At 37.8% G+C, this 21,835-nt stretch carries 23 protein-coding genes, 1 tRNA gene, 1 pseudogene and 1 other annotated feature; all 25 genes and pseudogenes read right to left on the bottom strand.

Annotated features, from left to right (window positions below; genetic code table 11):
- Window positions 1-55 precede the first annotated feature (55 nt).
- Window positions 56-127 (bottom strand) — tRNA-Glu (locus QM923_RS09515).
- Window positions 128-256: 129 nt separating this feature from the next.
- Window positions 257-793 (bottom strand): transcription termination/antitermination protein NusG, encoded by a 537-nt coding sequence (gene nusG, locus QM923_RS09510; RefSeq protein ID WP_414291686.1) that lies wholly within the window; start codon window positions 791-793, stop codon window positions 257-259.
- A 48-nt stretch (window positions 794-841) separates the two neighbouring features.
- Window positions 842-1,018, bottom strand: a complete 177-nt coding sequence (gene secE, locus QM923_RS09505; protein WP_004254104.1) for a preprotein translocase subunit SecE — start codon at window positions 1,016-1,018, stop codon at window positions 842-844.
- A 9-nt stretch (window positions 1,019-1,027) separates the two neighbouring features.
- Window positions 1,028-1,180, bottom strand: coding sequence for a 50S ribosomal protein L33 (gene rpmG / locus QM923_RS09500; RefSeq protein WP_061767900.1), 153 nt, complete (start codon window positions 1,178-1,180; stop codon window positions 1,028-1,030).
- A gap of 121 nt (window positions 1,181-1,301) precedes the next feature.
- The gene (locus QM923_RS09495) at window positions 1,302-1,994 is read right to left on the bottom strand and encodes a phosphoglycerate mutase (RefSeq protein WP_120701151.1); all 693 of its coding nucleotides are present in this window, start codon (window positions 1,992-1,994) and stop codon (window positions 1,302-1,304) included.
- 131 nt (window positions 1,995-2,125) lie between these two features.
- Window positions 2,126-2,494, bottom strand: coding sequence for a hypothetical protein (locus QM923_RS09490; RefSeq protein ID WP_004254107.1), 369 nt, complete (start codon window positions 2,492-2,494; stop codon window positions 2,126-2,128).
- Window positions 2,495-2,593: 99 nt separating this feature from the next.
- The gene (gene ileS, locus QM923_RS09485) at window positions 2,594-5,386 is read right to left on the bottom strand and encodes an isoleucine--tRNA ligase (RefSeq protein ID WP_414291685.1); all 2,793 of its coding nucleotides are present in this window, start codon (window positions 5,384-5,386) and stop codon (window positions 2,594-2,596) included.
- A gap of 45 nt (window positions 5,387-5,431) precedes the next feature.
- Window positions 5,432-5,643, bottom strand: a binding site (T-box leader).
- Window positions 5,641-6,453 carry a DivIVA domain-containing protein gene (locus tag QM923_RS09480; RefSeq protein ID WP_414291684.1) on the bottom strand — a complete coding sequence of 271 codons (813 nt, stop codon included), beginning with the start codon at window positions 6,451-6,453 and terminating at the stop codon, window positions 5,641-5,643. (Overlaps the previous feature by 3 nt.)
- A gap of 16 nt (window positions 6,454-6,469) precedes the next feature.
- Window positions 6,470-6,775, bottom strand: a complete 306-nt coding sequence (locus QM923_RS09475) for a DivIVA domain-containing protein (protein WP_414291683.1) — start codon at window positions 6,773-6,775, stop codon at window positions 6,470-6,472.
- Between the two features lie 13 nt (window positions 6,776-6,788).
- The gene (locus tag QM923_RS09470) at window positions 6,789-7,574 is read right to left on the bottom strand and encodes a YlmH family RNA-binding protein (protein WP_414291682.1); all 786 of its coding nucleotides are present in this window, start codon (window positions 7,572-7,574) and stop codon (window positions 6,789-6,791) included.
- Complete coding sequence (locus QM923_RS09465; protein WP_314944723.1) at window positions 7,571-7,831, bottom strand: YggT family protein; 261 nt, start codon at window positions 7,829-7,831, stop codon at window positions 7,571-7,573. The genes QM923_RS09470 and QM923_RS09465 overlap by 4 nt, the downstream gene beginning before the upstream one ends.
- Window positions 7,831-8,379 (bottom strand): cell division protein SepF, encoded by a 549-nt coding sequence (locus QM923_RS09460; protein ID WP_254731009.1) that lies wholly within the window; start codon window positions 8,377-8,379, stop codon window positions 7,831-7,833. Before QM923_RS09460 ends, QM923_RS09465 begins: the two co-directional genes overlap by 1 nt.
- A 9-nt stretch (window positions 8,380-8,388) precedes the next feature.
- Window positions 8,389-9,060, bottom strand: a complete 672-nt coding sequence (locus tag QM923_RS09455; RefSeq protein ID WP_414291681.1) for a YggS family pyridoxal phosphate-dependent enzyme — start codon at window positions 9,058-9,060, stop codon at window positions 8,389-8,391.
- Between the two features lie 5 nt (window positions 9,061-9,065).
- Window positions 9,066-10,319 (bottom strand): cell division protein FtsZ, encoded by a 1,254-nt coding sequence (gene ftsZ, locus QM923_RS09450; RefSeq protein ID WP_223334523.1) that lies wholly within the window; start codon window positions 10,317-10,319, stop codon window positions 9,066-9,068.
- Window positions 10,320-10,335: 16 nt separating this feature from the next.
- Window positions 10,336-10,536 (bottom strand): cell division protein FtsA C-terminal domain-containing protein, encoded by a 201-nt coding sequence (locus QM923_RS09445; RefSeq protein WP_414291688.1) that lies wholly within the window; start codon window positions 10,534-10,536, stop codon window positions 10,336-10,338.
- A pseudogene (gene ftsA, locus QM923_RS09440) lies at window positions 10,512-11,703 on the bottom strand (cell division protein FtsA); the annotation flags it as partial. The gene QM923_RS09445 and the pseudogene ftsA, both read right to left, overlap by 25 nt.
- A gap of 408 nt (window positions 11,704-12,111) precedes the next feature.
- A complete protein-coding gene (locus QM923_RS09435) occupies window positions 12,112-13,167 on the bottom strand; it encodes a galactofuranosyltransferase (protein ID WP_414291680.1) in 1,056 nt (351 codons plus the stop codon).
- Window positions 13,168-13,182: 15 nt separating this feature from the next.
- On the bottom strand, window positions 13,183-14,280 hold the full coding sequence (glf, locus tag QM923_RS09430) for a UDP-galactopyranose mutase (protein WP_414291679.1): 1,098 nt from the start codon (window positions 14,278-14,280) through the stop codon (window positions 13,183-13,185).
- Between the two features lie 125 nt (window positions 14,281-14,405).
- Window positions 14,406-15,554 (bottom strand): polysaccharide polymerase, encoded by a 1,149-nt coding sequence (locus QM923_RS09425; protein WP_414291678.1) that lies wholly within the window; start codon window positions 15,552-15,554, stop codon window positions 14,406-14,408.
- Window positions 15,555-15,772: 218 nt separating this feature from the next.
- Window positions 15,773-17,185 (bottom strand): flippase, encoded by a 1,413-nt coding sequence (locus tag QM923_RS09420; RefSeq protein WP_414291677.1) that lies wholly within the window; start codon window positions 17,183-17,185, stop codon window positions 15,773-15,775.
- A gap of 6 nt (window positions 17,186-17,191) precedes the next feature.
- Window positions 17,192-18,157, bottom strand: a complete 966-nt coding sequence (locus QM923_RS09415) for a glycosyltransferase family 2 protein (protein WP_414291676.1) — start codon at window positions 18,155-18,157, stop codon at window positions 17,192-17,194.
- On the bottom strand, window positions 18,157-19,251 hold the full coding sequence (gene wecB, locus QM923_RS09410; protein WP_414291675.1) for a non-hydrolyzing UDP-N-acetylglucosamine 2-epimerase: 1,095 nt from the start codon (window positions 19,249-19,251) through the stop codon (window positions 18,157-18,159). The genes QM923_RS09415 and wecB overlap by 1 nt, the downstream gene beginning before the upstream one ends.
- Window positions 19,248-20,333 carry a glycosyltransferase family 4 protein gene (locus tag QM923_RS09405; protein WP_414291674.1) on the bottom strand — a complete coding sequence of 362 codons (1,086 nt, stop codon included), beginning with the start codon at window positions 20,331-20,333 and terminating at the stop codon, window positions 19,248-19,250. The genes wecB and QM923_RS09405 overlap by 4 nt, the downstream gene beginning before the upstream one ends.
- The gene (locus QM923_RS09400; protein ID WP_414291687.1) at window positions 20,308-21,030 is read right to left on the bottom strand and encodes a WecB/TagA/CpsF family glycosyltransferase; all 723 of its coding nucleotides are present in this window, start codon (window positions 21,028-21,030) and stop codon (window positions 20,308-20,310) included. The genes QM923_RS09405 and QM923_RS09400 overlap by 26 nt, the downstream gene beginning before the upstream one ends.
- A 19-nt stretch (window positions 21,031-21,049) precedes the next feature.
- Window positions 21,050-21,835, bottom strand: coding sequence for a LicD family protein (locus QM923_RS09395; protein ID WP_414291673.1), 786 nt, complete (start codon window positions 21,833-21,835; stop codon window positions 21,050-21,052).

The following is a 21,835-nucleotide window of genomic DNA, read 5'->3' as shown; positions in this document are numbered from 1 at the left end:
AATCGTTGTCAATAACTTTTTCAAATTTTTTTCAACTTCTACTGCAACATACCCATAGTCCGTACGGGATTCGAACCCGTGTTACCGCCGTGAAAAGGCGGTGTCTTAACCCCTTGACCAACGGACCTTGAGCTTTTTCAACTCTTTCTATTATACCCACTTTTTCTGCCTTGTCAACTAATTTTTGGAAAAAGTAGTTGACAAAAACGAAAGCTATAATTAGCTAAAAATTGATTTTATATATTCTTAAGTAATATTACAATTCGGCAATTTGGTTTAAGTTAACTTCTGCCACAGTATCATTACCAAACATTGAAATAATCATTTTCACTTTGTTACTATCAATTTCAGTGATTTTCCCTGTGTAATCAGCAAAGGCACCATCAATGATTCGAACTGTTTGACCGACTTCAACATTGATATCGAACTCTTGCACCGTTTGTCCCATTGATACCAAGATATCTCTAATTTCTTGTTCCAAAAGTGGTGTTGGTTTTGATCTGTTACCGTGTGACCCAACAAATCCTGTAACGTTTGGTGTATTACGAACTACAAACCAAGCTTCATCAGTCATAACCATTTCTACAAGGACATAACCAGGGAAACGATTTTCTTCAACTTCTTTTTTCTTCCCATTTTTTTCGACTTGTACTGTTTGAGTTGGAATTTCTACACGTAGGATATTCTCCAACATATTGTAGGTTTGTGCACGTTGCAAGAGATTTTCTTTTACTTTATTTTCATAACCAGAATATGTCTGTAGGACAAACCATCCTTTATCAAAACTATCCATCTTTTTCCTTTCTTATTGGTAAACTTTTTTCAACCTATTTATACTATTTTAAAAAATGTTAATGAATCGAATCAATCCGCTAACGATTAACTGGTCAAAAATATAAATGATGACAACAAAGAAGGCAGTGTATTCCATGATAGATTTAAAATCTACCCAACTTTGTTTTCGTGTTGGCCAAGTTGTATCTTTAAGAAGTGTAAAGATATCCTTAATAAAACCCATTCTTTTCTCCTATCTCGTTTCTCGGTGTGTTGTGTATTTACCACAATGTTTACAAAATTTATTTACTTCTAAGCGAGTTGGTTTTGGATTACCACTAATTTTAATCGAGTAATTTCGCGAACCGCAAACCGCACAGGCTAAACTTGCTTTTTTAAGTACCATAGCGCCTCCGTACCATCTATTATAACAATAATCCTTGTCTTTGACAAGTTAAATTGCACTTTGCATTTTCTTATTTTTTAAAATAAAAAAGCCTAGGAATAATCCTAGACCCTATTTTACATTATTTACCAAGGTAGTATTCAGAAACTACGTTCAATTTTTCGTCAAATTCGAATACCAATGGTGGGAAGTTAGGGATTTCCACATCCATGATTTCGTCGTCTGACAATTGTTTGATGTGTTTTACAAGGGCGCGGATTGAGTTACCGTGTGCACCTACGAATACGTTTTTACCATCTTTAAGTGCTGGAGCGATTTTATCTTCCCAGAATGGAAGAGCGCGTTCCAAAGTCACTTTCAAGTTTTCAGCATCTGGAATGACTGAGTCATCAAGTGAAGCGTAACGACGGTCTGTGTGAGCTGAGTGCTCATCATCACGAGCCATTGCTGGAGGCAATACATCGTATGAACGACGCCAGATGTGAACTTGCTCATCACCAAATTGTTCAGCAGCTTCAGCTTTGTTTTTACCAGTCAAACCACCGTAGTGACGTTCGTTCAAGCGCCATGATTTTTCAACTGGAACCCAAAGTTGGTCAGATGCTTCAAGTGCAAGGTTAGTTGTTTTGATTGCACGTTTCAATACTGAAGTGTAAGCTTGGTCAAATTCAATACCAGCTTCTTTGATCAATTTACCAGCATCGATAGCTTGTTGAGTACCTTTTTCAGAAAGATCTACGTCAGCCCATCCTGTGAAAAGGTTAGCTTTGTTCCATTCAGACTCACCGTGGCGAGCGAAAACCAATTTTACCATTAGTTGGATTCTCCTTTTATTTTTCGAGGTTGCCCTCGTTTATCTATTCTATTTTACACAATTTTTCACAAAAAAGCTAGTTAAAATCAACGAAAAGAGAAGAGCTCTTGGACTCTTCCCTAAAAAATAATTTATTCTTCAATTCTAAATTGTTTCAAGCTTGCTAGGTACAGAGCCCCACCAATCACAAGGACAATTCCACCAATCCACCCAAGGAAAGGAATCAAGGCAACTACAGATCCAACGATAAATAGAATCGATGGTGCTAGTGAAATACGATTGTCATCCTTATAGTAGACAAGTGAGAGGATTCCAAGAATGAGGGTTGCAATTTTCACTAAAGAGAAAACAATGAAAATAATGCCCAAAATTAGCCCTGCAGCATCTTCGTCTTCAGAAATGGCTGCAAGAAATACCATAAAAATTGGTAAGAAAGCTAAAATTGCCCCTGCAATAATACCAATAAAGCCATCTACTTGTGCTAGTGTTTTTGTCTTCATAAATATCTCCTTTTATTTTAATAAGGTATATTATACCATATTTTTATTAAAGTTATTATTTTTTAAAAAAATACAGGAAGACCCTGTATTTTTGTTAGATTATTTAGCTTCAAATCCTTCTGTTACTGCATCCGCAAAGTTTTCTTCAACGATGCTTGCACAGTGATTACAGATGGTTGCATTATAGCTACGTTCTGCTGTACTTGGATCGATACGACGGCAACGATCACAAACTTCACCAGCCGCACGCTCAACCGTGAAGGCTACATCTTCAAAGGTCACTGCACCTTCTGGAGCGGGACCTTCAGCGATGGTCAATTTAGAGACGATCAAGAGTTGGGCTACATTGCTATCAACAGCTCCAAGAAGTGTTTTCACCACTTCATTTGGATAAACTGTCAAGTGAGCTTCTAGTGATTTACCAATCACTTTTTCATTACGTGCTTCTTCCAAGGCTTTTTGAGCTTGTCCACGGAAGTCCATAAAGGCTGCCCATGTATCCAAGATTTCCTCTTGATTAGCAAATGTTTGAGCTTCAGGTAATTCTGACAATTGAACAAAGTCTTCTGTTTCAAACTCGAGATATGACCAGATTTCTTCAGCAGTGTGAGGAAGAATTGGTGTTAAGAGCTTTGTGATTTTGACAAGGATGTCATAGAAGACTGTTTGCATCTGACGGCGTTCAAGAGATTTTGCACCTTCGATATAGACAACATCTTTGGCAAAGTCAAGATAGAAAGCAGACAGATCAACATTGATAAAGTTCACTAGGGCTTTATAGATTGTCAAGAACTCGAAGTTTGCATAAGCGTCACGAATAGTCTTAACAAGTTGGTTAAAGCGGATAGTCATGTATTTATCAACTGAACGAAGTTCTTCGTAAGCCACTGCATCCTCAGCTGGGTTAAAATCAGAAGTGTTAGCAATCAAGAAACGAAGCGTGTTACGGATCTTACGGTAAGTTTCAGAAACTTGACTCAAGATATCCATAGAGATACGTACATCGTTACTTGAGTCTACACTGGTTACCCAGAGACGCAAGATTTCTGCACCAAATTGTTTTTCAACGTCGCTTGGAGCAATGGTATTTCCAAGAGATTTAGACATCTTCTCACCTTTACCATCAAGGGCAAAACCTTGTGACAAGATTTGTTTATAAGGCGCTACACCATGGTTCGCCACAGATGTGATGAGTGATGAGTTGAACCAACCACGGTATTGGTCTGAACCTTCTAGGTAGAGGTCGGCTGGATATTTAAGCTCTGGACGGTTTACCACGACACCATTCCATGATGAACCAGAGTCGAACCATACATCCATGATATCTGTTTCTTTCTTGAACTCACCATTCGGTGAACCTGGATGGGTAAATCCTTCTGGCAAAAGGTCTTTGGCATCACGTTCCCACCAGATGATGGAACCGTGCTCTTCAAAGAGTTGAGCCACATGCTCGATGGTTTCAGCTGTCATGATTGGTGTTCCATCTTCTGCGTAGAAGATAGGAAGTGGAACTCCCCAAGCACGTTGACGAGAGATAACCCAATCACCACGGTCACGAATCATATTGTAGAGACGAACTTTACCCCACTCTGAGTGGAATTTGACTTTTTCAATTTCGTCCAATATTTCTTGACGGAATTTTGATACAGAGGCAAACCATTGTGGCACGGCACGCCAGATGATTGGTTTTTTCGTACGCCAGTCAAATGGGTAGGAGTGAGAGATTTCTTCTTGAGCAAGAAGTAAATCACCAAGTTTTTCAATAACCGTTGGCACAACCTTGTCGTAGAATTGACCTTCGAACTCTGCACCTGCATTGGCCATCATGATCCCTCGTTCGTTAACAGTCACAGCAACTTCAAGACCATTAGCCACACCAACATTGTAGTCATCCTCACCAAAACCAGGAGCTGTATGGACGATACCAGTACCGGACTCTGTTGTAACGTGGTCACCAAGGATAACGAGTTCATCTACTGCTGTATCCCATGGGTGCTCTGTCACAATATGGTTCAATTCTTGACCACGGTAAGTAGCCAAAACTTGAACGTCAGACCAACCGAATTTCTCAGACAAGCTGTCCAACAATTCTGAAGCAACCACAAACTTACGAGCTTCGCCAGCTGGTTGAACCAAAACGTAATCAATATCTGCACCAACAGTCAAACCACGAGAAGCAGTGATAGTAAATGGAGTTGTTGTCCAAACAACGATGTAAGTATCTGTATCTAGGACACCCTTGCCATCTTTAACCTTGTTGGCATAGTAAAGTGAAGTTGAAACCAAATCATGGTATTCAATTTCAGCTTCTGCAAGAGCAGACTCGGATGACCATGACCAGTAAACTGGCTTGGCACCACGGTAGATATATCCTTTATTAGCCATTTCACCGAAGACACGGATTTGCGCTGCTTCATAGTCAGGCGTCAAGGTTACATATGGATTTTCCCAGTCACCAGAAACACCCAAACGTTTAAAGTCTTCGCGTTGTTTATCTACTTGAGACAGAGCGTATTCACGGCAAAGTTTCAAGTATTCAACAAGGTCCATCTCTTTGCGTTTGACACCTTGTTTTGCCAAAACTTGCTCGATTGGCAGCCCATGAGTATCCCAACCTGGGATGTAAGGTGCGTAAAATCCTGACATAGACTTAGAACGAACAATGATATCTTTTGAAATCTTGTTCATGGCATGTCCAACGTGAATGTTTCCGTTGGCATAGGGAGGGCCATCATGAAGCGTGAAATGCGGTTTTCCTTCATTTAATTCTTGACGACGTTGATAGAGTTTTGCTTCTTCCCATTCTTTTTGCCAAACTGGCTCTTTTGTCGGAAGACCGGCACGCATTGGAAATTCAGTTTTTCCAAGATTAAGGGTATCTTTGAGTTTCATTATATCTCCTTTATTATATAGACAAATTAAAAACCACGACTCGCTAAAAAGGACGAAAATCGTGGTACCACCTTTATTCGGAAAAAGACTTGGTCTTCTTCCCTCTTTTCCCGTAACGTGGGCAACGTCAAATCTTACTATTTTCAGATTTGATACTAAGAGAGGATAAATTTACCAACAGGGATTGTAGGACTTCCACCATCTCCTACTCGCTAGAAATGTGATTGATAAATTCTTGTTCTCTAATAAGTTTCTTATAAAATTAGAACTGATTCTTGTTGAGCATCGGTATCGTCTTGAGGTCCTTCCTCATGTGCTGGCTCAACAGGAGTTTCAGCAACTGGCTGAACTTCAACTTCAACTTCAGTTGACTCTTCAGCAACTTGTTCAGCCTCTAACAATTCTTTGTTAGCTGCTTCAATACGCGCTTGAAGCTCTGCAACTTCTTCTGGAGAAAATTGACGAGTCATGTCAATTGGTTCTTCATCATGATATGAAGATACATCTTCACCCAAAACTTCTTCGACAACTTCCTTGAATGCTTCGTCGCTCGTTTGAAGATAAGTTGCAGTCGGACGCAAAATTTCTTCCCAATCTGATGAATCAACAATAGCCAACTGACTTTCGATTGTTGATTTCAAACGTTGGTGGAAGACGCGACTCTTGTTCTTCAACTCTTCAGTTTCTACAGCAACTTTTTTAGCATTATCTGTAGCTTGTCGCAAGATTTCATTAGCCTTGTATTTAGCTTCATCAAGCAAACGTTGAGCGTCTTGCTCAGCCTGCTTAATGATGTTATTAGAACGGTCATTCGCAGCTTGTTTTACACGTTCAGCTGTGTCTTGGGCAATCAAAACTGACTGACTCAACGAATCTTTGATTTCGTCAAAATACGACAAACGTTCTTCTAAGTTTTTAATGTGTTGTTCTTTTTCATGATTGCTTCGTACAAGTGCTTCATAGTCACGAACAACAATATCTAAAAATTCATCAACTTCTTCACGGTTAAAACCTCTAAACTGAACACCAAAGGTTTTATCCTTAATTTCTAACGATGTAATTGGCATATTTTTCCTCACTTACTTAATAAAAAATAGAATCATTAATTGCTTCTGGTTCTTGCTCGTTTGTTTCTTCTCTTTTAGGGGTATCGGATGTATACTCAGAGGGAGCTTCTTTTTCACTTGATAATCTTCTTTTAGGGATATTATCCGTAAAATTTAAGAGACATTCTTCTAAATCTTTGATATAGATTTCATTTTCTTGCTTATAACGATATAATTCCTCATAATCATTAAAAAGATTTTCTAAAAAAACATCAACTTTGTCAGTGTCATAACCTCTGAATTTAATCGAGAATTTTATATCTCTAATTTCTGAAGGATTCATTGACATTTTCCCCTCATCTACTTGATAACAATTGGACTGTTAATTTTTTCTTATCCTTTTTGGTTTGACCATTTTCTTTGAGTAAGATAATTCGACCAAAGCGTCTGACGCTGATTAAATCACCAATTTTTACCGGATAGTCCGATTTTTCAACTATATGATAGTTGACTTGAACCAACTTTTTTTCAACCAAAGCCGAAGTTTGGGAACGAGATAATTTCAATATGCTAGATAAGAAGGTATCCAGACGAAGACTTGAAACCAAGACTTCTTTTTCTTGATAGTCATCTTTGGATTCTATTATATCTGAAAAAGGACGTTCTACTAAACTTACAGGCAACTTGGAAATCTTTTGAATTCCATCCTGGAAAAGAGTGGTAAATCTTCGATCGACAATAATTTGGGCTTTATCTTCTGTCACCAGAATGTCTCCGAATAACTTCCGGTCAATACCTAGTCGATTGAGAACTGTACCCAATATCTTTGAATGGGTCAGTTGCTGAAACTTGCTGGGATACACGATCTCAAGCAAGGTCATTTCAAAATCTTCCAAACTTGGCGTGAAGTAATCAGGCGCTAAAATAACCCTAGCGTATTCCGAAGAGATATAACTCGTACTAGAGAAGACTTTTATCCCTCTATTATTTCCCAAAGTTTCCAAGATAAATACTTGGTGAGGATTTATAAAAGGAGATAAAATCGGTGCATAGTGCTCCTCGACTTGACTCAACCATTCCAACCCCTTATCGATGAATGGAATATCCTCCGTTGCGAAATGTTGGTAAAGCTCCTTGCTCATAATACGACCAGCAAATTGATGAGATAGCGGCTAATCATGCGTAAGAGAATTAGGGCAATCCAAACAGAGAAATCCAAACCTGCGATTTGAAGAGGTAGACGTTTTAGAGGTTCAAGAATTGGTTTACACAAAGTCTCTAAAAATTTCCCCAACTGGGTGTCATAGGCATTTGGAAACCATGATAATAGAGCAAAAGCTACAAGTATCAGTGAATAGATATCTGTAGCATTTTGGATAAAACGAATTATTAGAAACATTAACGTACTCTATTTCTCTTCATGTCAAAATCGTACTCTTCGCTTTGAGCTTCTTCTGGCAAACGAATATCCTCAATGTTTACCACAACACCAACAGGCGTCAAAAGATACATTGTGTTCGCTACTTTTCTTAACTCACCAGCAAGGACATGACGTGCTCCATCCAAGTAATCCAAACAACGACGAGCTTGAACTTCTGTCATATATTGGAAGTCAATCAAGATACTTTCATTTCCAGCCAACAAATCAACAATATCTGTTGCGTCTTCGTAACGGCGTGGGTAACGAACATCGATGGTTACTTTTTCAGTAGAGCGATGGCTTTCAATTGCTAGTTGTTGTTGACGGGCATGAAGTTTTGTAATATTTTTCTCTTTTGCTTCGACTGAAGAAGATTCTTGAGCAGCAGCTTGCTGTGGCAATTCTCTTTTTTGAGGAACCGAAGCTAGTGAACGTTCAGGTTGTGCAGCTACAACTTCTGAAGCAACTTCATCTCCATCTTCTGTAAAGTAATCTATAAATTTATCAAATTTATCTTTTAATGACATGATTATTTCCTATTTAAAAAATGCTGTACCAATTCGAACGAAAGTTGAGCCACACTGAATCGCTTCTTTATAGTCACGGCTCATTCCCATACTTAGTTCTGTCATTGGCATATTGGGGAGTTGTTGTTCGCGAATGTATTGTTGCAACTCTTGCGTTTCTTTAAAGATTTTTTGCAACTCTTCTGTTTGGGCCTCAAAGGGAGCCATGGTCATAAGTCCAACATACTCGATTTGATCCAAGCTAGACAAGTCTGGCAAGACTGTCAATAGTTCTTCTTTTGAAAAACCGTGCTTGCTTTCCTCTCCAGAAATATTGACCTGCAAAAAACATTTAACTGTTCGATCGGCACGTTTTTGAATCTCTTGGGCTAATTTCAAAGAATCTAAAGCGTGAAAATAATCAACATAAGGAATGATATCCTTGACTTTTCTTCTTTGTAAGCTACCAATCAAGTGCCAAGTAACATCTTTATCACTTAAAGCATGATACTTTTCAAGAAATTTGTCGACACGGTTTTCACCGATGTGTTTGACTCCTTGGTCAATCAAATTTGCTGCAGTTGCAATATCAACATATTTGGTTACGGCAATTACAGAAACCGAACCGTCTTCACGGCCGGTTTCTTGAATTGCTTTTGTAACCTGTTGAAATACCTGATTTGTATTTTCTTTTAAATCCATCTCTATTAACGATTTTTAAAGAATGGTGGTGTTTCCAACTCATCTTCGTCAGAAGCTGGTGCTTCAAAACGCTCAACTGGAGATACGACTGATTCACCTTGACGAACAATTGAATCACGTCTCAAGTCCCAATCACCAAAAGCTGATGCTTTAGGCGCTTCAGTGTGACGTTGTGAAGGAGTTGGAAGTTCAGCTGTTTCTGCCAAATCAAAATGACGGTCATAAGTGTGTGTATGTCCAGATTTTACTGGTTCACGGAATGACGCTTGTCTTGGTTGTGGCGCTACAACTTTTTCGACTGCATCTTGACGAACTCCAGTAGCAACAACAGTTACACGGATTTCATCTTTCATTGATTCATCAATAGAAGTACCGAGCCAGATATTTACGCCATGTCCAGCAGCTTGATTGACGATTTCAGAAGCTTCTTCTGCTTCAATCAAGGTCATATCCAAACCACCAGTTACGTTAACGATAACATCTTCTGCTCCATCAATAGTTGTTTCAAGAAGTGGTGAGTAGATAGCTTTTCGAGCTGCTTCGATAACACGCTCTTCTCCGCTACCGATACCGATACCCATAAGGGCATTTCCTTTATTGGCCATTACTGTCTTCACGTCTGCGAAGTCCAAGTTGATTAAACCAGGATTTGTAATCAAATCTGTAATCCCTTGAACACCTTGACGAAGAACGTTATCTGCTTCAGACAAAGCTTCAAGAAGAGGAGTTTTCTTGTCAACAATTTCTAATAAGTTATTGTTTGAGATAATCAAGAGAGTATCAACATGTTCGCGAAGTTCGTTAATCCCTTGGACTGCGAATTGACCACGTTTGCTTCCTTCGAAACCGAATGGACGTGTTACAACACCGACAGTCAAAGCCCCTAAACCTTTAGCAATACGAGCGATAACTGGTGCAGCACCTGTACCAGAACCACCACCCATACCAGCAGTGATGAAGACCATATCTGCACCACTGATAGCTTCAGTAATTACTTCTTCGCTTTCTTCAGCAGCCTTACGACCAACTTCAGGCTGTCCTCCAGCACCAAGTCCGCGAGTTAATTTTGGACCAAGTTGGATAACTGTTTCAGCTTTTGTACTGCTCAAGGCTTGTACATCTGTGTTGGCTGCGATGAACTCAACACCTGAAACGCCTTCGTCAACCATGCGGTTAATGGCGTTTCCACCGCCACCACCGACACCAATTACTTTAATTACTGCACCTTGTGCTGCTGCTGTATCAAATGAAAATGTCATATTTTATTCCTCTATCCTATTCATCAAACATGCTTCCGATTAAGCTACGGAATCGCTCAGTTAATTTTGGTTTCTCTTCTGATTGATTTTGAGTTGTTGAATCAGCAACATAAGTTGATTCTGCTGATTCAGTTGAAGTTGTACCAAACACTGAACGTTGAGAAGCCGCAGGTTTTTCCTGACTTGAAGTTCTGAAGTCAATTGGTTGTTGACGCAAAACTTGATCTCCTCTGATAGCTCTTTGAGCCAAAACATTAATTTCTGTAAGGCTTCCAGCAAATTCAGACAAACTAATTACATGAGCAAATGCAGGATTGCGGATACCCACTTGGTTTGGAACGTAAAGTTTTACACGAACTCCAAGTACTTCTTGGGCAAGCTCAACGATACCTGGTAGAATAGCATTTCCACCAATCAGAGCAATACCTCCCGGCAAGTCCAATAAATGTCTTCTTTCCAAATCTTGTTTGATTTGTTCAAAGATGTGTTTCAATCTAGCTGAAATAATTTGAGCCAAGTATTCTTCTGTAACTTCTACAGGTTCTACTTCCCCAATCACTTCAACTTGGAAAGTTTCTTTGCTTGCAAGTTGCGGATAAGCTTCACCGTAGTTAAGCTTCAAACCTTCTGCAATCTTCTTAGAAGTTTTAAGAACTTTTGAAATGTCTTTAGTGACGTAATCGCCACCTTCTTGGTAAACATTTGTGTATTGTAGCTCTTGATTACGGATAGTTGCAACACTTGTTTGGCCACCACCCATATCGATAACAGTCGCTCCAAACTCACGTTCGCCTTCGTTAAGAACAGAATTTACAATTGCAAGTGGTGAAATAATCACGTTATCAACTTGAACTCCAACACGTTCTACAGTTTTACGAAGGTTGTGAAGAATGGTTCTTGGACCTGTATAGAGAAGTCCACGCATTTCCAAACGAACACCCATCATACCACGAGGGTCACGAATACCTTGGAAACCATCAACAACGAACTCTTCTGGCACAAACGTAATCACTTCACGGTCAGGTGTCATGCTTTTTGTCAAAGCTGATTTGACTACATTTTCAACATCCTGATCTGTAATTTCTTTTGTGTCTGAGGTTACAGGAATCATTCCTTGAGTTGGCTCCACTTGCAACAAGTTTGCTGGAAGTCCAACATTTACAGACTTGATAGAAATTCCTGCTTTTTCTTCTGCTTGAGAAATTGCAGACTTGATAGCCGTTGCTGCGGCTTCAATGTCAACGATAATCCCATCCTTGACACCTTTACTTTTGGCGTTGCTAACACCGATTACATTTACTTCACCATCTACAAGCTCAGCAACTAACACTTTAATTGAGCTCGTTCCAATATCTAAGCCTGTAAAGAAACCATTTCTAGTCATTACATTGCGTCCTCTCTATCTTCCAAGTTTCACACTTTGATTTTTTTAATAGCTACAAGAAGGCATAGCTATTCACAGAATATTATATCACAAAAATCCGATTCGTGGCTATTTTTTTATGATTTTATCGAAGGTTTTTCATTAAATTTCTTTTAATATTCTATTACAAGTCCATCTTTTTTACTTTTTCTTTAAATAACATTGTAAAACAGTCAAACTAACTGAAAAAACGGTTCTGAAATTCATTATATTTTCCAAGATTTTTCATGCGACTGTTCCCGTTTTCATAATTGAATAGAAATCTTAATAGTACTCCTAAAAATGAATTATTTATATTCATTATTTATATTCATTTTTTATACTAGATTTATCATCTCTTTAACAAAAAAGAAGTCTAAAAAAGACTTCTCATTTCGTTAATTTTTTTAGAGCACTAGTTAGATAAAAACCTTCTCTGATTTTCTTACCGATATGTTTAGCATTCCCGACCAAACCTTGATAATCGGATTCTGATAGATTCTCAATCGTAGTTTTTATATCATGAAGTGACTCTACTGCAATCCCACAGTCATTCTCAAGGACAAAGTGAGACAAGGCTGACTGACTCCAAACCACTAGAGGAAAACCGGATGCCAAGTATAGCGACGCCTTGTGAGAATTGTTGAAGCGAAGGTATTCACCAAAGACACCACTGCACGTGTCAGCACTATCACCATCCCAGACAAGTCCAAAGCCTCCCTCAAGAACTGAAGGTAACTCATCAGGCAGGAAGGAACCAAAGTAGATTTCGTTTAAAAGAGCTCTATTCTCATCAAAGCCGACACCATAGAGATTATAAGAAGGTTCTGCAGGAAGTTTATAAAGATAACCCGCTTTTTCCTGAGCCAAATTACCTGCGACAATAATGGGCTGATCTTTTGTTTGGCCGCTCTTTTCTTGAAAATCTGGAATCAAATAGTCGAAAATGCCAAGACTTACAATCTTATCTTCTGCAATCCCTTTGTCCACTAAAACAGATTTCATGATTGGATTATGAGCAATCACTCCATCAGCTATCTTCAACAAACTTGATTCTTGAAGATGAACCCGAATCTTATGTTTTAAAGGTACTGTATCCAAATTAGCATATCGTAAAGCTTCCAAATCATGGATAATAAAGTAGACTTTCACCCCACTCCGCTGGATTTTTCTTACCAAGCGAGTGGTGAAAAAACTATGGTGGAGCATGGGAAATTGAATCAATAATTGATCCCCTGATTTCAACTGAGAGAAAGCTTGAGCCAGAGCTTTCGCCTTGTGTTGTTGGGCTTTAACGGTTCCCATATGGTACCAATCCTCAACTGTTAACAACAAAGGTTGATAACCTTCTCGTTTGACGATCTCCTCGACATCATTTCTAGCCTTATTCCCGGCGTTTCGAGCACCAGAATCTTTTAAAAACTCTTCTTTTAGAAAATACTTCATGAATCACTGTTTCTTTCAATCAAATTCATTTGCTACGACTTCCAAAGCACGCTCAATAACCACATGCATGTCGTAGTATTTATAGTCTGCTAGGCGTCCACAGAAGATGACCTTGTCATTTTTAGCGGCTTCTTCTTGGTACTTAGCAAACATGCCATTGTTCTTTTCATCGTTGATTGGGTAATATGGTTCGTCTCCACGTTTCCAATCAGCAGGGTACTCACGAGTGATAACCGTCTTCGGTTGAGTCCCATACTCGAAGTGCTTATGTTCGATGATACGAGTATAAGGAATCTCACGCTCTGTATAGTTGACCACAGCATTCCCTTGATGATTTTCCTCATCCAAGATCTCGTGTTCAAAACGAAGACTACGGTATTCCAACTCACCATGTTTGTAGTCAAAGTACTGGTCAATCATCCCTGTAAAGACAACTTTCTCAGCTGATTTTTCCAGCTCTTCACGATTAGCAAAGAAATCAACCCCAAGTTCTACTTCTACATCGCCCAGCATGTTTTCGATGATGACGTTGTAGCCACCGATTGGAATTCCTTGGTAACGGTCATTAAAGTAGTTGTTATCAAAGGTCAAACGCACTGGGAGGCGCTTAATGATGAAAGGAGGAAGGTCTGTTGCAGAACGTCCCCATTGCTTTTCTGTATAGCCCTTGATCAATTTTTCATAGATATCAGGACCAATTAACTTGATAGCCTGTTCTTCCAAGTTTTTGGGCTCAACATCCTTCATATCCGCCGTTTGCTCCGCAATCTTATTCTTGACTTCTTGTGGTGTCTTAGTTCCCCACATAGCGTAGAAGGTATTCATGTTGAAAGGAAGATTGTAAAGGCTCCCCTTGTAGTTAGCCACTGGCGAGTTGATATAGTTGTTAAATTCAGCAAATTGGTTCACATAGTCCCAGACTTTTTTGTTAGAAGTATGGAAAATGTGGGCACCATACTTGTGGACATTGATGTCTTCAACATTTTCACAGTAGATATTTCCACCGATGTGATCACGCTTGTCAATCACTTTTACTTTTTTGCCACGTTTTGTAGCTTCGTGTGCAAAGATTGCTCCAGACAAACCTGCACCAACGATTAAATAGTCATACATATTAAAACTCCGTTAATAAACTCTACAATTTCTTATTAATGCCGACTCAGAATCAGCAAAAGTTAGTTGTTTTTTAGAAAGGTATCCTATCATGCATTAGACCAGCCTAATATCTAGTACTAGAGCTAGGTCGCATTTAATGCAACAATATCATTTGATTCTTTTTTGCTAAAAGTATTTGTCGTAAATAGTAAAAACATGAATATATTATATGTAGGAACAAACCAAAAAGCTTCAATCATACAGTTAAAAGCAATCAATGATAAAATCGCAACGAATAAATATTGACCATCCTTATACTGTTTTCTCGAGGCGACAACATAAATTACGATCAATAGGACTACAGGAACTATTCCATATGTAAACAACATCTGCACATAAGAAGAATCTACATAGTTATACCCAATTACAGATTCTGTTTTTCCACCTGATCCGATAAATTGAACGTTTCTAGTCCCAAATAGATGCACTTCAAATGTAGTAAATGCATTCCTGCCTAGAGCCAGCCTTCCCGTAATTAATTTGTTTATCGATACTAAAAATGGATCAGACCATGAAAACTTGTATGATAAATAGGTAACAACTGAAGCGAAGACAACAGCCGAATAAGGTAGCAAGGCAAAAATTTTTAATTTTTTCCCCTTGCTAAAATAAAAATAAGTGAAAATAACCGTCGCTAACAAGATTGACAAAGCATTTAAACGTGCATCACAGTATTTTATAATAAAAGCTGATAGCAAGAAGCCAAATAGAGTTCTGGTCCATATCAATTTATCTTTTAAAAGATAAGAAATTGCTAAAAATAGATAGAAGCAATGTGATGCAAAGTCCGTAGGATAAATAAACCCAAACGAATTTCGAATAACACCCGCACGATTATACTGCAAGTTAGGAACCATGCCAACCAGCGATAAAAGAAAAACACCAACTACGAGAATACCAGCTACAACTACATAGTTCCTCAAAACTACTTTCATATCTACATTAACCAAGAGGACTAGTAGCATCGAATAGACTAGAAAATTAAGTCTGTTCGTTTGAAAATACACTAAAACCCCTGAAAGCAACAATAGAATAGAAAGTATTAGATATTTGTATGAGACCCGCATTTTATACAAAAAACGAAGCCCTAAAAGCAATACAACCAAAAATAGGAAATTTACTTTGACTTGAAAAAAAGTCCTATCCAGCATCGTAGTTGATATGGTATTAAAAAACACCACTACAGATACAACAATGCTGACTAGTAGGTTTTCAAATTTAATTTTTATCATATTTTTTGAAAAAGAATCATACAGGGTGAATGATAAGAAAAAGAAATATGGAATTGAATGAGAAAAAATATTTCTTTAATCTTCTAGTTCACTTATACTCTTCTATCCTCCCTTTCCTAACTATTTAATCAACCAAAGCGAATTTAATCTATAAAAGAGTTTATTTTACAATAAGACTATAAGCTACTGAAATTTCTATTTATTCCTTTCAATTTCACTTATTTCAATAACTGCTGTTTCAACTCTTTTGGACTAATTACCTTTAAGAATAGTATTTGAAAAACGTAAAGTATCGCTCCTATTGTAGCAAATACCATAACATTTATAACAGGCGTAAAATTCACTGTAGTTTTTACAACGAATAGTGCACCGTACATAAGAGCTGATGCTCCTATAATTTTAACTGTCGAAGCTAGAATAGGCACTTCCTTTAAATAGTTTCTTGTAAAATACAGTTGAATAGCCCATACTAAGGCTTCTGTTAATACAGAAACAATGGCTGCTCCGATATAACCTAATTTAGGTAGTAATAATAAATTTAAACCGACACTCACAATAGCTGGAATAGTTGTCGAAATCATAAATTCTTTATTTTTATTATGTGGAATCAAGATTTGAATACCCATAATATTTGTCCAGCCAATAAAGAACATTCTAAAAATCATAATTGCTATCGCATATTTAGCATCTTGGAAATCCTGCCCTAAGAAAAATTGCACGAAATCATCATTAACAATTAACATTCCTGCTATTATAGGAAAAATGACTAAATTGTATATTAAGAAAGACATCTGATGCATTTTGTTTACAGCCTTGTGATCTCCAGTTGATAGGAGATTGGCAACACGAGGAAGCATTACGCTTCCTAACGAGGTCACTAGTGTAAGTAAAATATTAACCAATTTTAAGGCTTGGTCATAAATTCCGACGTCTTTAGTTGAGGCTAATGCCCCTAGCATAGTACGATCCAAAGTAACATATAGCGAAATAGCTATTTGCGGCAAAAACAAGAGAATAACTGGTTTCAAGTGTTGTTTAGCATAGGACCAATCAAAATGTGGCTTCCCGATAAATTCTCTAGCTGGCCACCACATACTAAACTGCCCCAATAATTCAAATATTGTTAGCAAAAACACATAAAGATATAAATCATTTGCTGATTTTACAAATAAGAAGATTGAAATGACACCGACCAGTTTAACAGTAATATTCCTAACTGTTATCTTACGAAAATCCTCTAACCCTTGAAATAACCAGGAGATATCCATCCCTTTAGATACCAGACTCAAGCCCAAAATATATGCGACGGGATTTTGCATAAATGACAAGGACAGACATAAGAGAATGTATAAGCATATCGACAGAATGGTCGCACCAAACTGCAAGGTGTATATGCCCCAAAAGTTTTTTCGGATATCTTTACGATGGCCTGAAATTTCTTTTGTACCATAATTGGCCACGCCCAATGTCGCCAATAAAATAAAGTAGGTTACAATTGAATTGAAATAACCATAAGTTCCTAAATCAGCTGAACTAAACACCCTGGTTACATAAGGTGTCGTTATAATAGGAAGAATGATCACTAGAAGTTGATAGGAAAGATTATACGCATAGTTTTTTAAGACTTTCATAAGTTTCTAACCAATCTTTCCTCTAATTTTCTTATATAATCTTGGTGATAGCAACAATAACAAATATTTCACTTTATTTTTCCCTGTTATATTTGGATTAGGAATAATATCGTTAAAGTATCTAGTGTATTCTTTTCTGATTTTATTAACATCCGAATACATACCTGAACTGAGCATAGCATGGACAACATGTAGACCATTAAAGACGTAGCGGACATTTAAAGCTCTTCTCATTTCCTTATCATTAGGATAGTCTCGTTCGACATAGCTTCTATTCCATTCCATGGCTTTGTAAAAATTCAAGAGACGTTCACTGTACTTCGAGTTAACAGTACTTCCCATGCGTCGGTAGTATTTATAAACACTTCTATACCCAACCGCAATTTCAGGACAGTAATGAATATGCTCATAAGCCATTGCCAAATCTTCGTATATCATTCCCTCTGGATAAGGATACTGAAGTAAAATCTCTTTCTTATAGAGTTTACCACCTGGATGTGTTCCAACACTATTTCCGTAAAACATCCGAACAAGGCCTGTATAACGATCTAATTTCTCACTATTTTCGAGAGAAATGTCGTCAGTATTCAATTCTGTTTGATAAGTTCGTACTTCAACAATTGATGTTACGACTAAATCAACTGCGTATTTATCTCTCAAAGCAACTAAATACTCGACAGCTTTCAAATCGTAATAATCATCAGAATCTAAAAACATAATCCAATCAGAAGATGATGCTTGGACTCCAATATTTCTAGCACGAGATTGCCCCCCATTTTCAATATGAAGAACTCTAATGCGCTCATCTTCCTGAGCATACTGGTCACAAATTTCTCCAGAATGATCTGTAGAACCATCGTCTACCAGTATGATTTCTATATTTTTATAGGTCTGTTGTCGTAGACTTTCTACACAATAGCTCAGGCAGTCTTCGACATTGTATACTGGAACAACAATAGAAACCTTATCCATTATGATAATCCTTCCAAAATGATATCAACAACTCGTTTACACGCTTTACCATCTCCATAAGGATTACTAGCTTTGCTCATCTTATTATATTCTTCTTCATTTTCTAAAAGAAGCTTGAAATTCGTATAAATATTTTCTTCTTCTGTTCCTACCAATTTCAAAGTTCCTGCCGCAATCCCTTCAGGACGTTCTGTGGTATCACGCATGACTAAAACTGGTTTCCCTAAGGATGGCGCTTCTTCTTGAACTCCACCAGAATCTGTCAAAATCATGTAGCTTTGGTTCATGAAATTATGGAAATCAATAACTTCTAAAGGTTCAATGATTTTCATGCGTTCATTATCCCCAAAGACTTTACTTGCCAACTCACGAACCTTAGGGTTTTTATGAATTGGGTAAACAACTTTTACATCTTCAAATTCATTTAAAATACGATTAACAGCATTAAACATATTTTCCATTGGTTGCCCAAGATTTTCACGTCTGTGAGCTGTCAACATAATCAATTTACTACCCTTAGCCCATTCTAAAATTGGATGGTCATAGTCTTCTTGAACAGTTGTTTTCAGAGCATCAATGACAGTATTCCCAGTCACAAAGATATTTTTTCTTCCTTCTTTCAGAAGATTCTCCTTGGCCATTTCTGTTGGTGCAAAATGATAATCCGCAATAATAGAAGTTGTTTGACGGTTAAACTCCTCAGGAAAAGGGCTCTGGAGATTATAAGTTCGCAACCCTGCTTCCACGTGCCCAACTTTTATTCCCATGTAAAAGGCAGCCAAAGCTGTGGCAAATGTTGTGCTGGTATCCCCATGTACCAGAACAATATCAGGATTTTCTTGTTCAAGCACAGCTTGAATCTTATCTAGAATACTAGTCGTAATTGTAAAGAGAGTTTGATTGGCCTTCATAATCCCCAAATCATAATCTGGAACGACCTTAAAGACATCTAAAACTTGCTCCAGCATTTCCTTATGTTGTCCAGTTACACAGACAATAGTCTTGATTGAATCATTTTCCTTCAACTCATTTACTAACGGACACATTTTTATTGCTTCTGGACGTGTCCCAAAAACCAACATGACTTTTTTCATTTTGATTCTCCCTGTATTTCTCTATACAATGCTCGATAGTTTTCCAAAAACATAGGATAACTAAATCTGTTTTCATAGTCTTTTTTTGCTTGGCTAGAAAGTTCCTGTCTTAGTGTTGCATCTGTAGCTAATTTATCAATAGCAGATGCTAGAGCAGCAGGGTCTTTTGCTGGGACTAAAACCCCATTTTTATTTGTTACAACTTCGTTTAATCCCGGTATATCAGTCGCAACTATGGTTTTACTATTCATAAATGCCTCAATGGCAACTAAACCAAATCCTTCAAATACTGAAGGTAAAACACAAAAATCAAAACTATTGATACATTCAGCAATGTCCTTGCGATATCCTAAAAAAATTACCGAATCTTGAAGGTCTAGCTCTTTAACCTTGTTTTCCAACTCTTCTCGAAGCTCACCATCACCAACGATAAACAATCGAATATCCTTAACAGTCAATAAAGACATGGCATCAAGGAGATAAGTCAAGCCTTTTTGCTCAGATAACCTGGCAATACAGCCAAGTTTAATCCCATCATAACTTATAATCTCATCGACCTGGTCATCCGTTTCTTTTAAAATGACTCCATTATAAATAACCCGGCTATCAGCAATGCCTACGTCTTCTTTTAAGTTTTTATTTACAGCTTCTCCCACTGCTACACTTTTAGCATTTTTTAAAGCAAATCCATATAGAGGCAGTTTATCTTTAAAGACATTGTGGGCTGTATAAACGTGTATCAATTTTGGATGAACAAGTTTTAATAAACGGATATAAAAAGCAGCCATCCGATGATGAGTGTGGACTATTGTTATCCCTTTTTGTTTGATAATCTGGTGAATACTAAAGAGTAGCTTTAATACCGTCACGGGATTTTTACTATCGATATCTAAAATTTTATGATGTTGAATCCCTTGAGCAGCCAGTTTGCTCTCCCAAAGACCACCCGTAGATGCGACATGAACACTGTCAAACTCATCTTTCAAATCTGAGCTCAACTGGTAAACAATACGCTCCGCACCACCTATATCCATGGTACGCGAAATATGTAAAATACTATTTTTTCGATTTTCGTTTTTCATCTAAAACTCGCTTAATAAAAGTGGCATTCCCTACAAAATAACGTTTAAAGAGGCGTCTAGGTTCATTTGCCACTCGGAACAGCCACTCAAGATGCGCATGTTGCATCCATAAAGGAGCTCGTTTAATATGGCCAGATAAAACGTCAAAACTACCTCCAACTCCCATAAAGACCGAGTTTACTCCATTGTCCATAAACTTCTGGATCAAGTACTCCTTTTTAGGAGAGGTAATGCCAACAAAGACAAAGTCAGGATTTTTCTCACGAATATCCTCTTGAATAGCCTCCTCCTCTTCTGCAGAGAAATAGCCATTGCGATGACCCTCTACTCGGAGATTCGGATAATCCTTTTTAAAGATGGTCAGCATATCGTTCAAGACTTCCTCTTTTGCGCCGAAAAAGTAGACAGAGTAGCCTTTTTCATTGGCCAAGCGAAGCAATTCCTGCATCAAATCAATCCCAGCGACTCTCTCAGGAACTTGATAACCCAAAAAACGGGAAGCAAGAACAACTGAAGCCCCATCCGCATTAATGATTTCAGAATCGTTAACAATCTTTTTAATAGATTCATCTGTTTGGCATTGATTGATTTTGTCCGCGTTCACTCCCATTAGATGGAGTGGACGTTGCTCAAGAACAAATTTTTCAACAGCTTGGACAGTTTCGTCCATTGTTAAGGGGTCAATTCTGACCCCCATTAAATCAAAACTATTCAATTTAATCTCCCCACGTAGACTCAAAATGACCCTTACGCTCAGCTTCTTTGGGTAATTGCATGTAATCACCGTATATTTTTGTCAAATATTCATCGGGATTTGCATGACAACTAATTTTTAAGTTTTCAAACTCTAGTAATTGCGGTTCCCCGAACACTTCTTTTCTTGCGAGTTCTCGTTCGCGGTAGGAACCTAAGACATTTCCGACCATGCTACTAGTCTCGTAATCATATTGTTTAATGATACTTTGTAATTTTTTGTTAATTTTTGAAGTGTTTAAGAGTTTATTTAATTTTAAGGCTTTCGAAACTTTCACAATCGCATTTTCTAACGAACCTCTATCTCTCTCATGTATGCGATCGATGACAGAAATTTTAGACAAGGCACGATACAATTTTATTTTATTCGTATGCAACCAGTAATGGATTCCGTCTTCTGGGTAACCATCTAAGGGAAAGATATCAATAAAAGGACTACACCATTCATTGCCAAATTGAATTTGGATTGAAGTATCCATAATCGAAGTATTGCCTAGATTATCATCGTGAAGTCTTAAAATAACACTTTCAGGAAGCTCTTGCTCACAGATTGACAAGAATTTTTCGTAATCTTTCCTAGGCATCCCTAGATCCATATCGTCATCCCATGGGATAAAACCCTTATGACGAATAGCGCCGAGTAACGTCCCACCCAAGGCGTAATAACGCAAATCATGTTTTTTACAAAGATCGATATAACTTTCTAAAAGAGTTAACTCTCCTAATTGAATCTCTCTCACTTTATTCAT

The organism is Streptococcus infantis (assembly GCF_047463275.1).
Lineage (GTDB): Bacteria > Bacillota > Bacilli > Lactobacillales > Streptococcaceae > Streptococcus > Streptococcus infantis_AF.
Note: the sequence above shows the minus strand (reverse complement) of the source record. Positions and strands in the feature narration are given on the sequence as shown.